This window comes from Pseudoxanthomonas broegbernensis (genome assembly GCF_014202435.1).
Lineage (GTDB): Bacteria > Pseudomonadota > Gammaproteobacteria > Xanthomonadales > Xanthomonadaceae > Pseudoxanthomonas > Pseudoxanthomonas broegbernensis.
The window spans coordinates 287,685-300,515 of record NZ_JACHGU010000003.1 but is presented as its reverse complement, the minus strand read 5'-3'; the positions used below and the strand labels follow the sequence as shown (position 1 = coordinate 300,515).

The window sequence follows — 12,831 nt, the reverse complement described above, 5'->3', positions numbered from 1 at the left end:
ATTCCGGAAGAGGTCAGGCGAAAGTATGCCCGCAAGCCGGCTTGCCCGGTGGCGGGGCGGGCGATAGGCTGCTTGAAGGGCATACCGAGGGAGCGGCATGACCATTCGTGTATTTCTGGTGGACGACCATGCGCTGGTCAGGACCGGCCTGCGCATGATCCTGTCGGCGGAAACCGGCATCGAGGTAATTGGCGAGGCCGAGAGCGGCGAGGAAGCGCTGCCGATGGTGCGCAGGCTCAAGCCGGACGTGATCCTGTGCGACCTGCACCTGCCCGGCATCAGCGGGCTGGAAGTGACCGAGCGCATCGTGCGCAGCGGTCTGCCGGGGCGGGTGCTGATCGTGTCAGTGCTGGAGGACGGTCCACTGCCCAGGCGCCTGCTGGACGTCGGCGCGTACGGCTACGTGGGCAAGGGCGGCGATGCGCGCGAACTGCTGCGCGCGGTGCGCGACGTGGCCAACGGCAAGCGTTGCCTGGGCAGCAGCATCGCCCAGAACATGGCGCTGGCCAGCGTCGACGGCGAGGGTTCGCCGTTCGACCATCTTTCCACGCGCGAACTGGAGGTGGCGATGCTGCTGGTGCAGGGGCTGCGCCAGGACACCATCGCGCGGCGCCTGAGCCTGAGCGCCAAGACCGTCAATACGCACAAGTCGCGTTTGTTCGAGAAGCTCGGCGTGCAGGACAACATCGCCCTGGCGCGCCTGGCCACCCGCTACGGGTTGATGGATCCGGGCAATTCGCTGTAGGCCATGGGCCGGCGCGTTGCCGGCCGGCCCTTCGATTCCGGCGTGTTGCGATCCGCCGCCGGCCGGCCCCGCTCTCGGCGGATTCCGGCTGGCGGGCGCGGCCCGTCAGGGAGACGGGCGCGGATGCGTGCCGCCTGCCGCCTCGGTTGCGGCCTCATCCTCTTCATCGCCTTCGCCGGCGGCCGCGGCCTGTGCGGTGGCCGCCTGCGCCTGCGCCTGCGCCGCGCCGGCGGCGTCAGCCTGCGCGGCAACCGTTGCGGGCGATGCCCGCTCGGGCTGCAACTGGTCGAACAGGCCGGCGCCGGTGAACGGTGCGGCGGTGGTCGGCGAGGCGTGTTGCTTCCCTGCGTCCGCGTCGGACGCCACGGACGCTTCAGCCGTTGCGCGCGGTTCCGGTTCCGGCGGCTGCACGCCGACGGAATCATCGCTGGAAGCGGTGGCGGCGAGGACGGCGGTCTCGGCTGGAGCGATCGCGGCTTCCGGCTGCGGATCGGCTTCCGCTGGCGTCGGGACGGCGTCTGCTTCCGGCTGCACGTCCGGTTGCGGGCGAGTCGCCGCTTCGACCGCGGCGACGCGCACCTCGGGACGTGGGCTGGCCGCCATCACCGGGCTGGCCTCCGTTTCCGGCTGCCGGTCCACCGTTTCGGTCGGGGTGGGCGCCTCCGGTTGTTGCGGGTGGATCGCCGCCTCGGTCGGAGCGATGTTCGCCCTGCGCCGGCGGCTGGCCGGTTCCCCAGTGGAGGGGCTGGCGTCTTCGGATTGCGGACTGCCTGCGTTCGTGGCCGGCTGCACGGGGGCCGCCTCGACCGGCGCCTGCGCATCGCTCGCATCGCCGGTCGCGGCGGGGGCGGGCGAGGGCCGGGCCGGAGCGGGTGGCGCGGCGGGCACGATGTCGTCGAAGTCGAATTCCGGCTGGCCGGCGATGGTGCTGGCGGCGTGGGCACGGGCCTCGTCGGCGTCGAAGCCGGTATCGGCCTCGTCGCGCGTCTCGTCCAGTTCCTCGGCCGATTCCTGGTCGTTGTCGGTCAGGGCGCCGGTGGCTTCGCCACGGCGGCGGCGGCGGCCACCGCGACGGCCACGGCGGCGACGGCCGCCCTCCGGCATCGTGCCTTCGGCCGTGGCCGGGGCTTCGCCATTCTGGACGGGCGCCGCGGCCTCGGCGGTGGGGGTCTCTTCAGGCGCGGCGGCGGCGGCGTGGATGGCCGGCGTGGCCACGGCGATGGCCGCCGCGGTGGTCAGGGTGGCGGCTTCATCGGGCGCAGGCTGCGCGGCGGTGGCCGGCACGGCGTCCTCGTTGCGCGGACGCGGCGCGGGCTGGGCCTGTGCGGGCCTGGCGGCGGCAGCCGGACTGGCGGCCTCGGCCGGCGCCGGCTTCTGCGGTCGGTTTTGCGGCTTCTGCGCGCCGGCGTTGCCGCCCTTGCCCGACGACTGGCCCGGCTGCGCCGACCTGGACGACTGCGGCTTGCGCTCCTGCTTCTGCGCCTGCTCGCCGTTGCCGGCCTTGCCGCGCTTCTGTGCCTGGCCGCGGTTGCCCTGGCTCTGCGGGATGCCGGCCTCGTTGCTGCGGCCGTCGCGGCGCGGGCGTTCGTTGCGGTTGCCGCCTCGGCCCGCCGGACGGGTGCGCTCCGGGGTGGAGGCGGCCGCGCTTTCGCCGGCACCGAACAGGCGCTTGAAGAAACCGACCACGCCGCCGGACGCCACGGCGGGCGCGGACGCCTGCGCGGCGGCGGCCACTGCGACGGGGGCGTCCTCGCGTTCCTCGCGTACCGGCGCCGGACGCGGCGGGGCCACCCGGGTGACCGCAGGCGGCGGCGGAATGTTGAGCTGGGCCTTGGTCAGGGCGTGCACCGGCAGCTTGCGCGGGGTGCCGCGCTGGTAGCTGGGCCTGCCGCTTTCCTCGCCCAGCTCGTTCTCGCGCAGGCGGGTGACCTCGTAGTGCGGGGTGTGCAACTGCTCGTCGGCGACGATGATGATCGGCGCGTCGTGGCGGTTCTCGATCTCGCGCAGGGCGCCGCGCTTCTCGTTGAGCAGGAAGTTGGCGATCTCCACCGGGGCCTGGACCAGCACCTGCCCGGTGTTCTCCTTCATCGCGTGCTCCTCGGCCACGCGGATGATCGACAGCGACAGCGACTCCACGCTGCGCATGCGGCCGTGGCCCTCGCAGCGCGGGCAGACGATCTGGCTGGACTCGCCCAGGCTGGCGCGCAGGCGCTGGCGGCTCATCTCCATCAGGCCGAAGCGGGAGATGCGGCCGAGCTGCACGCGGGCGCGGTCGTACTTGAGCGAGCCCTGCAGGCGGTTCTCGACCTCGCGCTGATGCTTGGACGAGGACATGTCGATGAAGTCGATCACTACCAGGCCGCCCAGGTCGCGCAGGCGCAACTGGCGGGCCACTTCCTCGGCCGCCTCCAGGTTGGTATGGAACGCGGTCTCCTCGATGTCGCCGCCCTTGGTGGCGCGCGCGGAGTTGACGTCGATCGCGGTCAGGGCCTCGGTCTGGTCGATCACCAGCGCGCCGCCGGAAGGCAGGCGCACGTTGCGCTCGTACGCGTTCTCGATCTGCGATTCGATCTGGAAGCGGTTGAACAGCGGGATGTCGTCCTTGTAGTGCTTGAGCTTGCGCAGGGTCTGGGGCATCACCTGCTCCATGAACTCCCGCGCGTCGTTGTACATCTCCTCGGTGTCGACCAGGATCTCGCCGACGTCGGCGCGCAGGTAGTCGCGCAGGGCGCGGATGATCAGCCGCGACTCCTGGTAGATCAGGAACGGGGCCGGCTTGCTCAGCGCGGCCTCGGCGATCGCGCGCCAGGCGGCCAGCAGGTAGTCCAGGTCCCACTGCAGCTCTTCGGCGTCGCGGCCGACGCCGGCGGTGCGGATGATCACGCCCATGTCGTCGGGGATGTTCAGCGCGTCCATGGCGCGCTTCAGTTCCGCCCGGTCCTCGCCCTCGATCCGGCGCGACACGCCGCCGGCCGACGGCGAGTTGGGCATCAGCACCATGTAGCGGCCGGCCAGGGAGATGAACGTGGTCAGGGCCGCGCCCTTGTTGCCGCGCTCGTCCTTGTCGATCTGGACCACCACTTCCTGGCCTTCGCGCAGCAGTTCGCGGATGCCGGCCTTGTTCGGGTCGACGCCGTTCTGGAAGTAGTCGCGGGAGATTTCCTTCAGCGGCAGGAAGCCGTGGCGCTCGGCGCCGTATTCGACGAAGGCCGCTTCGAGCGAGGGTTCGAGCCGGGTGATGCGGCCCTTGTAGATGTTGGACTTCTTCTGTTCCTTGGACGGCTGTTCGATGTCGATGTCGTACAGGTTCTGGCCATCGACGATGGCCACGCGCAGCTCTTCGGCCTGCGTGGCGTTGATCAGCATTCGCTTCATGGTGCGTTCCTCGCGCGCTCTACGCGCGGAACGCCGGGTGCTCGCGTCCTGGAATCCCGCGCGCTCCCTTCGCGTGTCTGCGGGGGAAGTGCGGGCTTTGCCATCCGTCGCGCAGGCGCGTCCGGAAGGATCGTTATTTCCAGCGCTGCAACACCACGGCGGGCCGCGGGAGCGCTTTTTTCTAATGGTGTTTTGAGTACAGCAGGCCGGCGGCGCGGGCGCCGCACGGGACGTGTTCAGCTACCGGTGCTCTGACCCACCGGGCCATGGCCGGATTTGCCTGCAAGCCGCTAACATGGCCGCCCCGAGGGCGGTGGCCGCGCACTTTGCCGGGATCGCGGGAAGCCGGGGCTTCTGGCCCGACAGCTTCTTCCAGCGGAATCAAACCCTTACATCGCCGGCCGAGTCTAGCAGAATTGACAAGTCAATGACCGACCCCCTTTCCGCCCGGTCCGGCGCCCGCACCGTGAAGGTGCCCGACGACCGCGATGGCCAGCGTTTGGACAATTTCCTGCTGGGCCAGCTCAAGGGCGCGCCGCGCAGCCTGGTGTACAAGCTGGTGCGCAGCGGCCAGGTGCGGGTGAACGGCGGCCGGGCCAAGGCCGAGCGCAAGCTGGCGGGCGGCGACGAGGTGCGCATCCCGCCGGTCCGGCTGGGCGAAGAGGCCGAGCGCGGCACGCCTGCGCCCGGCCTGTTGCAGCGGATCGAGGCGGCCATCGTGTTCGAGGATGCGCGCCTGCTGGTGCTGGACAAGCCCTCGGGCGTGGCCAGCCACGGCGGCAGCGGGATCAGCTTCGGCGCGATCGAGACCCTGCGCGCGCTGCGCCCCGGGCAGACCCTGGAACTGGTCCATCGCCTGGACCGGGATACCTCGGGGGTGCTGGTGGTGGCCAAGAAGCGCTCGGCCCTGTCCGAGCTGCAGGCGCTGATGCGCGAGGGCGGGGCGGGCGGCGGCATCCGCAAGCGCTACCTGGCCCTGCTGGCCGGGCGGATGCCGGACGGCACGATGAGCGTGGATGCGCCGCTGCACGTGGGCCTGCGCCAGGGCGGCGAGCGCCACGTGCAGGTCAATCCCGCGGGCAAGCCGTCGGTGAGCCACTTCAAGGTGCTGGAGCGGCGTGGCGGGCAGTCCTATTGCGAGGTGAGGATCGACACCGGGCGTACCCACCAGATCCGGGCGCATGCGCAGCACATCGGCCATGCCGTGGCCGGCGACGACAAGTACGGCGATCCGGAGGCCAACCGCCGCCTGCGCGACAAGGTGGGCCTGCGCCGGTTGTTCCTGCATGCGGCTTCGCTGGAGTTCGCCCTGGACGAGGGGCGGACGCCCTACACCGTCAGCGCGCCGTTGGCCCCGGAACTTCGAGAGGTACTGGACCGGTTGGAATGATGGCCGTCGGTGGCGGGTAGCCGGTGCGCGCCGGGGCCGGGGCCAGGCGCGCGCCGACGGGAATGCCGGCTTCGGAAGCGGCCCGCGGGACGGCGGGCTCTCGAACGCGGCGTCTTGCGCCTTCGGCGACCCGGGAGCAACCGTCGCCTGCTTTCGCCGGCCGGGACGGCAACCTCGAAGCGCGCGGTCCGGCGGCGCCTCTCACCACTTGAACATCACCAGGCTCACCGCCAGCACGCCCATGCCGCTGACCAGGCCATAGACCGTCTCGTGGCCCTTGGCGTAGCGCTTGGCCGCCGGCAGCAGTTCGTCGATGGCCAGGAACACCATCACCCCGGCGATGACCCCGAACACCGCGCCGAACACGGCTTCGGACAGCACGCTGGACAGCAGGGCGTAGCCGATCAGCGCGCCCACCGGTTCGGCCAGCCCCGACAGCAGGCTGGCGATGAAGGCGTAGTGCTTGCTGCCGGTGGCGTAGTACACCGGCACCGCGATGGCGATGCCCTCGGGAATGTTGTGGATGGCGATGGCGAAGGCCAGCGGCAGGCCCACGGCCGGGTTCTCCAGGGTGGCGAAGAACGTGGCCAGTCCTTCCGGGAAGTTGTGCGCGGTGATCGCCACCGCGGTCATCAGGCCGACCCGGCGCACGTAGTCGCGGTTGTGCTCGCGCAGCGAGGGGTCTTCGGTGGTCAGGCTGTCGTGCGGGTTGGGCACCAGCCGGTCGATCAGCATGATCAGCACCATTCCGGCCAGGAACGCGAAGGTGGCCAGGGCGAAGCCGATGCGCGCGTCGTAGGCGGCGGTGAACGAGGCGATGGACTTGTTGAGGATCTCCGACAGCGACACGTAGACCATCGCGCCGCCGGCGAAGGCCAGGCCGAAGGCCAGCAGGCGCGGGTTGGGCCCGCGCGCGAAGATCACCAGCAGGCTGCCCAGGCCGGTGGCCAGGCCGGCGGCGAGCGTGACCGCCAGCGCGGCGAGGACGGCGGAGGTGGGAATGTCGTGCATGGACCGGGATCTTCCTTGAAGAGGCGGCGTGGATCGGGCTGGGCGTGCGGCCGGGCGCGTCAGCGCGCGCGACCGGCATCCAGTGCGAAGCAGGCGTCCGGCCGCACCGCCGGCGGGGTGAAGTTGACCGGTACCTGGATGGTCTGCGCCACCGGCTCGCCGCCGCGGGTGGCGGCCCTGAACGTCCAGCCCTGAACCGCCTCGCGCGCCCGCAGGTCCAGGTCGTCGTTGCCGCTGCCGCGAACCATGTCGATCCGGGTGGGCGTGCCGGCCGGGCCGACCGTGACCTTGAGCACGCTCTGGCCGCCGATGCCGGCGCACGCCAGCGCCAGCGGGTATTCCGGCGGCGGCGTGCGGATGGCGGCGACCGGGGTCGAAGGCGGCGGCGGGGGCGGGGCGTCGCCGCCGCAACCGGCCAGCGATGCGGCGAGGATCGCGGCGGTCATCGCCAAGGCGGGACGTGCGGACATCGGGCTCATTCCTCCAGCAGTGCGGCGACGCGGGCCGCGCAGATGAAATCGTTCTCGCTCAGGCCAGCGGCGTCGTGGGTCGAGAAGCGCACCGCGCAGCGATCGTAGTGCACGCTCAGGTCCGGGTGATGGTCCTCGCGGTGGGCGATCCAGGCCAGCGCGTTAACGAAGGCCATCGTGCGGTGATAGTCCTTGAAGCGGAAGGTGCGCACCAGTGCGCGCCCTTCCTCGGCCAGCTCCCAGCCGGGAACCTGCGGCAGCAGTTCGGCGATGCGGGCCTGGCCGAGGCGATGCTCGTGGCCGGGCCGCGGCATGCAATGGGCCTGCGCAAGCGGGATGAGATCGGACATGGGCGCCTCCGTCGTGCCTTGCTGAACCGCCGGGCGGACCATCGCAGGGGGGCTGCGGACAGCCGCCGGGTCGGGGCTAGAATACCCGCATGATCAACATTTCCGACACCGCGCAGGCACACTTCCGCAAGCTGGTCGAGCGCGAGGCGATTCCGGGCCTGGGCGTGCGGCTGAGCGCCATGCATCCGGGCACCTCGCGTGCCGATGCGCGGCTGGAGTTCGCCGAGCCGGCCGAGCTGGCCGGCGACGAGTGGGCGGTGGACTGTGACGGCTTCACCCTGTACGTGGCCGCCGACAGCGTGGCCTGGCTGGACGGGGCGGAGATCGACTACGTCTACCAGGGCGCCAGTGCCCAACTGACCATCCGCGCGCCGAAGATCAAGGGCCAGGCCCCGGCCGACTCGGCCTCGCTGGTGGAGCGCGTGCGCTGGGTGATGGAGAACGAGATCAACCCGCAACTGGCCTCCCACGGCGGCCGCGCCACGGTGCAGGAGGTGTCGGCCGAGGGCGTGGTGCTGCTGCGCTTCGGCGGCGGCTGCCACGGTTGCGGCATGGCCGACGTGACCCTCAAGCAAGGAATCGAGAAGACCCTGATAGGCCGCGTGCCGGGCGTGACCGCCGTGCGCGACGCCACCGACCACGACACCGGCTCGGCGCCGTACATGCCGCGCGGCAGTTCAGCCTAGGACGGCGTGCTCCGGTGACGGGGGCGGCGGACATCATCCAGGCGCTGATCGCGCGCGCGCCGGCCCGTCCGTTGGTCGAGCGCAGCACCGGCATGCCCTATGGCTGGGCGCTGTGGATGAAGGCGGCCCCGCCGCTGCCGGGCACCGCCCGGGCCGGCGAGATGGCCGCCGCGCTGCTGCAGCGGCCGCGCACGGCACCCGTGCGCGAACCGGAACTAGGCCCCTGGCACGCATTTCTGGGGCTGTTCCGCCAGGGCTGGCTGCCGGCGCCGCGCGACGAACGGCCGATGCGCTGGGCCTCGGGAACCAGCAGCCTGCTCCTTCACCTGCTCTTCATCGTGGCGCTGGCCTGGATCGCCTGGCTGCAGGCGCGGCTGCCGCCTCCCCCGGCCGAGGCCGGAGGCGGCGGTGAACGAGTCGAGGTGGGATTCATCGGCCGTGGCGACCCCGGCACCCCGCAGGCGGGAGAGGGCGGCCAAGGCGATGCCGCGCCCGCGCCGCCCGCGGCCACCTCGCGGGAATCGGCGCAGGCCGCGCGGGCGGCGGCGGCCGACGCTGCGCCGCCGGCATCGCCCGAGGTGCAGGCCGCCGAGATCACGGCGCCGCCCATCGCGAGGGTCGAGATCGCCGCCGATGCGCCATCGGTGCCCGTGCCGCCCGAGATGCCCCTGGCGGTGCGCGAGGTGCCCGAGCCCGAGATCGCGCCCCCGGCCGCCGAGCAGCCGGTCCAGGTGACCGAGGTCGAGCGCCCCACCCGCGAATACGTGCTGCCGCCCACCACCACGCGCCAGGTGCCGGCCCGCCCGATGCCCGAGGTCCAGGTCAGGCAGCGCGAGGTGGCGGTGGTGGAGATTCCATCCTTGCAGCCGCCGCCGCGCGCCGTCGACCTGCAGGCGCCGCGGCCCGCCGAGCCGCAGTTGCGCCGGCGCGAGGTCGACGAGCCGCTGCCGGAACTGGCGGTGCGCCCGGTGGACTTGCCCGTACCGCGCAGGGATGCCGAATTGCGCGCGCCGGAGGCCGCCGTGCGCCAGCGCGAACTGTCCCTGCCGGCGGCGCCGGACCCGTCGGCCGATGCTTCGGCGGCGGCGCCCTCGTCCGCCTCCGGCCCCGCCTCTGCGTCGGTTGCGGCGGCCAGCGCCGCGCCCACTCCGGGTCGCGCACCGGGCAGCGCCGCACGGGATACGTCCAGCGGCAACGCACCGGCCGGGTCCCGCCCTGCCGCCAGCAGCGGCTGGGAGAGTGCGTTGCGCGGCGACGACTGGGGGCAGTCGTCCACGGGAGAGCGCCGCCCGGGCGGTGCACCGGGACTGTTCGACGGCCAGGGCCGGGTGCGCCTGCCCGGCGAAGGCCAGGGCGAAGGGCCGGGACAGGGGCCGGGGCAGGGGCCGGGCGAGGGCACGGCCGAGCGCGGCGCGCCCGGCGGCGAGAATGACGCCTGGACCCGCGAGCGCATCGAGCAGGCCGGCACCTGGCTCAAGCGCCCGCCGTACGACTACGAGCCGACCCGCTTCGACCGCTACTGGGTGCCGAACGAATCGCTGCTGGCCGAATGGGTGCGCAAGGGCATCCAGTCGGTCGCCATCCCGATCCCCGGCACCCGGGGCAAGAAGATCAACTGCGTGATCTCGCTGCTGCAACTGGGCGGCGGATGCGGCATCACCGACCCCAACCTCAACGAGCAGCCGGCCGTCGCCCGGCCGCCGCCGGACGTGCCGTTCAAGCCGGAACTGCAGGAAGCCGACGGCGCCACGCCGCCTGCGTAGGCTCCGGCCCGCCGGTGCCTGCAACACCGGTTTCCGGGGGCGCCGCCGTCCGGCGTCGCTTGCGCCCGCGCCGGCGGGCCGCCCGGGCCGTGGTGCCCGCACATGCGGGGGTACAGTGTCCAAGCTGCTAGAATTGGCGGCTGTTTTTCACGCCCGCACCGTCGCCATGATCGAACTCAATCCCGTCCGCCAGCGCATCGCCGACCTGACCGAGCGGGTGGTCTCGCTACGGGGGTATCTTTGACTACGACGCCAAGAAGGAGCGTCTGGAAGAGGTCAATCGCGAGCTTGAACTGCCCAACGTCTGGGACGACCCGGAACGGGCGCAGGCGCTGGGCCGCGAGCGCGCCTTCCTGGACAGGACCGTCGGCGGCATCGCCTCGGTGCTGGAGGGCCTGAGCGAATCGGCCGAACTGCTCGAACTGGCCGAAAGCGAGCAGGACGAGGACACCGCCAGCGCGGTGCTGGCCGACGTGGACCGCTATCAGGGCGACATCGAGAAGCTGGAATTCCAGCGCATGTTCTCCGGGCAGATGGACCCGGCCAATGCCTTCGTCGACATCCAGGCCGGCGCCGGCGGCACCGAGGCCCAGGACTGGGCCGAGATCCTGCTGCGCATGTACCTGCGCTGGGCCGAGTCGCGCGGCTGGAAGACCGAGCTGCTGGAGGTATCCGGCGGCGAAGTGGCCGGCATCAAGTCGGCCACCTTCCGTGTGGAGGGCGACTTCGCCTACGGCTGGCTGAAGACCGAGACCGGCGTGCACCGGCTGGTGCGCAAGAGCCCGTTCGACTCGGACAACCGCCGCCATACCAGCTTCACCTCGGTGTTCGTCGCGCCCGAGGTCGACGACAAGATCGACATCGAGATCAACCCGGCCGACCTGAAGACCGACGTGTACCGCTCCTCCGGCGCCGGCGGCCAGCACGTGAACAAGACCGAATCGGCGGTGCGCATCACCCACGTGCCCAGCGGCATTGTCGTGGCCTGCCAGACCGAGCGCAGCCAGCACGCCAACCGCGACCGCGCGATGAAGATGCTGGCGGCCAAGCTCTATGAGCTGGAGATCCAGAAGCGCAACGCCGAGAAGGACGCGGTGGAGGCCACCAAGTCCGACATCGGCTGGGGCAGCCAGATCCGCAACTACGTGCTCGACCAGAGCCGGATCAAGGACCTGCGCACCGGCATCGAGCGCAGCGACACCCAGAAGGTGCTGGACGGCGACCTGGACGAGTTCGTCCAGGCCAGCCTCAAGGCCGGCCTGCAGGTCGGCTCCAAGCGCACCGATGCCGCCTGATCGCCGCTCCCGCGCAGGCGCGAACGACGGCAAAAGACGAATCTGACTCCCGCTTCCGCGGGAGCGACGGGCAAGAGATGAACGAAGCGACCCAACCCCCCCAGCACGCCGACGAGAACCACCTGATCGCCGAGCGCCGCGCCAAGCTCGCCGCGCTGCGCGGCCAGGGCGTGGCCTTCCCCAACGACTTCCGGCGCACCGACTACGCCGGCGACCTGCAGGACCGGTATGCCGATGCGGAGCGGTGGACGGTGGAGACGCTGGAAGCCCTGCCCGTGCGGGTGGCGGTGGCCGGCCGGCTGATGGCCAAGCGGGTGATGGGCAAGGCCAGCTTCGCCCAGGTGATGGACGAGTCGGGGAGGATCCAGGCGTTCCTGCAGGCCAACGCGCTGGGCGAGGGCTACGAGGCGTTCAAGTCGTTCGACGTGGGCGACATCGTGGCGGTGGAGGGCGGGTTGACCCGCACCCGCACCGGCGAACTGTCGGTCAAGGCCGCCTGCGTGCGCCTGCTGACCAAGTCGCTGCGCCCGCTGCCGGACAAGTGGCACGGCCTGAGCGACGTGGAGCAGCGCTACCGCCAGCGCTACGTCGACCTCATCGTCACTCCCGAGGCGCGCGAGGTGTTCGTCAAGCGCAGCCGCATCATCCGCGCCCTCCGCGCCTGGCTGGACGAGCGCCGCTTCCTGGAAGTGGAGACGCCGATGATGCACTACATCCCCGGCGGCGCCACGGCCCGGCCCTTCGTCACCCACCACAACGCGCTGGATCTGCAACTGTACCTGCGGGTGGCGCCGGAGCTGTATCTCAAGCGGCTGGTGGTCGGCGGCCTGGAGCGGGTGTACGAGATCAACCGCAACTTCCGCAACGAGGGCGTGTCGACCCGGCACAACCCCGAATTCACCATGCTGGAGCTGTACGAGGCCTACGCCACCTACCACGAGGTCATGGACCTGACCGAGAACGTGATCCGCGACACCGCCCGGTCGGTGCTGGGCACCGTGCAGGTGGAATGGGACGGGGCGGCCATCGACCTGGAGCCGAAGTTCCGCCGCTGGCGCATGGACGAGGCGGTGCGCCATCACAACCCGGAGATCTCCGCGGCCGACTGCACCGACCGCGAGGCGCTGCTGCGCCATTGCGAGCGGCTGAAGATCCGGGTCAAGCCGGCGTACGGCTGGGGCAAGCTGCTGCTGGAGATCTTCGAGGCCACGGTCGAGCACACGCTGGTCCAGCCGACCTTCATCACCGACCACCCGGTGGAGGTCTCGCCGCTGGCCCGCGCCAGCGACACCGAGCCGGGCTACACCGACCGCTTCGAGCTGTTCATCCACGGCAAGGAAATCGCCAACGGTTTCTCGGAGCTGAACGATCCCGAGGACCAGGCCGCGCGCTTCAGGGCCCAGGTCGAGGCCAAGGAGGGCGGCGACGACGAGGCGATGCACTACGACGCCGACTACATCCGCGCCCTGGAGTACGGCATGGCGCCGACCGGCGGCCTGGGCATCGGCATCGATCGCCTGGTCATGCTGCTGACCGGCAGCACGTCCATCCGCGACGTGCTGCTGTTCCCGTACATGCGCCCGGAGCAGGCCGGCTGAGTCTTCGCGCAGGCGCAACCCTGCCGCCTGCCGTGCCGATGGCATGCTTCGTGCTTGCGCGCCGGCGCATCCCATCGCCCCGGAACGGATGCGGGCCGGAAGGCGCCTGCGCCGCGGCCAGGCGTGACATCGACCGCCGGCGCGCTAT

10 protein-coding genes are annotated in these 12,831 nt (G+C 71.5%); 6 read left to right on the top strand and 4 right to left on the bottom strand.

The features are described 5' to 3' along the window. The first annotated feature begins 97 nt into the window (after positions 1 to 97). A complete protein-coding gene (locus HNR76_RS08280; protein WP_162309634.1) occupies positions 98 to 745 on the top strand; it encodes a response regulator in 648 nt (215 codons plus the stop codon). A gap of 105 nt (positions 746 to 850) precedes the next feature. On the opposite strand, the gene HNR76_RS08275 is transcribed toward HNR76_RS08280, so the two are convergent. Continuing rightward, positions 851 to 4,120, bottom strand: coding sequence for an Rne/Rng family ribonuclease (locus tag HNR76_RS08275; RefSeq protein WP_162309633.1), 3,270 nt, complete (start codon positions 4,118 to 4,120; stop codon positions 851 to 853). A gap of 427 nt (positions 4,121 to 4,547) precedes the next feature. On the opposite strand from HNR76_RS08275, the gene HNR76_RS08270 reads away from it, so the two are divergent. Continuing rightward, the gene (locus HNR76_RS08270) at positions 4,548 to 5,510 is read left to right on the top strand and encodes an RluA family pseudouridine synthase (protein ID WP_162309632.1); all 963 of its coding nucleotides are present in this window, start codon (positions 4,548 to 4,550) and stop codon (positions 5,508 to 5,510) included. Between the two features lie 201 nt (positions 5,511 to 5,711). Here the strand turns inward: HNR76_RS08270 and zupT are convergent, their stop codons facing one another. From zupT to HNR76_RS08255, 3 genes are read right to left on the bottom strand one after another with little or no spacing between them, the layout of a single operon-like run. After that, positions 5,712 to 6,521 (bottom strand): zinc transporter ZupT, encoded by an 810-nt coding sequence (zupT, locus tag HNR76_RS08265; RefSeq protein ID WP_162309631.1) that lies wholly within the window; start codon positions 6,519 to 6,521, stop codon positions 5,712 to 5,714. 59 nt (positions 6,522 to 6,580) lie between these two features. Further along, positions 6,581 to 6,991: an energy transducer TonB gene (locus HNR76_RS08260; protein ID WP_162309630.1), complete on the bottom strand. Its 411-nt coding sequence runs from the start codon at positions 6,989 to 6,991 to the stop codon at positions 6,581 to 6,583. Between the two features lie 5 nt (positions 6,992 to 6,996). Beyond that, the gene (locus HNR76_RS08255) at positions 6,997 to 7,341 is read right to left on the bottom strand and encodes a 4a-hydroxytetrahydrobiopterin dehydratase (RefSeq protein ID WP_162309629.1); all 345 of its coding nucleotides are present in this window, start codon (positions 7,339 to 7,341) and stop codon (positions 6,997 to 6,999) included. Positions 7,342 to 7,430: 89 nt separating this feature from the next. Between HNR76_RS08255 and HNR76_RS08250 the strand changes: the two genes are divergently transcribed. From HNR76_RS08250 to lysS, 4 genes are all read left to right on the top strand, one after another. Beyond that, a complete protein-coding gene (locus HNR76_RS08250; RefSeq protein WP_162309628.1) occupies positions 7,431 to 8,027 on the top strand; it encodes an NfuA family Fe-S biogenesis protein in 597 nt (198 codons plus the stop codon). 14 nt (positions 8,028 to 8,041) lie between these two features. After that, entirely contained in the window at positions 8,042 to 9,790 is a 1,749-nt protein-coding gene (locus tag HNR76_RS08245) for a hypothetical protein (protein WP_162309627.1), read from the top strand. A 166-nt stretch (positions 9,791 to 9,956) separates the two neighbouring features. Beyond that, positions 9,957 to 11,085, top strand: a protein-coding gene (gene prfB, locus HNR76_RS08240) for a peptide chain release factor 2 (RefSeq protein ID WP_162309626.1) whose coding sequence is annotated in 2 segments (ribosomal slippage) — positions 9,957 to 10,031 and positions 10,033 to 11,085 — 1,128 coding nt in all. Because the reading frame shifts where the segments join, the coding sequence is not laid out codon by codon here. A gap of 77 nt (positions 11,086 to 11,162) precedes the next feature. Next, on the top strand, positions 11,163 to 12,683 hold the full coding sequence (gene lysS / locus HNR76_RS08235; protein ID WP_162309625.1) for a lysine--tRNA ligase: 1,521 nt from the start codon (positions 11,163 to 11,165) through the stop codon (positions 12,681 to 12,683). The last annotated feature ends 148 nt before the right edge of the window (positions 12,684 to 12,831 follow it).

Bases quoted from the DNA above. Each gene is read 5' to 3' on its own strand.
- lysS (WP_162309625.1), top strand. From the start codon at position 11,163: ATGAACGAAGCGACCCAACCCCCCCAGCACGCCGACGAGAACCACCTG.
- HNR76_RS08255 (WP_162309629.1), bottom strand. From the start codon at position 7,341: ATGTCCGATCTCATCCCGCTTGCGCAGGCCCATTGCATGCCGCGGCCC.
- HNR76_RS08260 (WP_162309630.1), bottom strand. From the start codon at position 6,991: ATGTCCGCACGTCCCGCCTTGGCGATGACCGCCGCGATCCTCGCCGCA.
- HNR76_RS08250 (WP_162309628.1), top strand. From the start codon at position 7,431: ATGATCAACATTTCCGACACCGCGCAGGCACACTTCCGCAAGCTGGTC.
- HNR76_RS08280 (WP_162309634.1), top strand. From the start codon at position 98: ATGACCATTCGTGTATTTCTGGTGGACGACCATGCGCTGGTCAGGACC.
- HNR76_RS08275 (WP_162309633.1), bottom strand. From the start codon at position 4,120: ATGAAGCGAATGCTGATCAACGCCACGCAGGCCGAAGAGCTGCGCGTG.
- zupT (WP_162309631.1), bottom strand. From the start codon at position 6,521: ATGCACGACATTCCCACCTCCGCCGTCCTCGCCGCGCTGGCGGTCACG.
- HNR76_RS08270 (WP_162309632.1), top strand. From the start codon at position 4,548: ATGACCGACCCCCTTTCCGCCCGGTCCGGCGCCCGCACCGTGAAGGTG.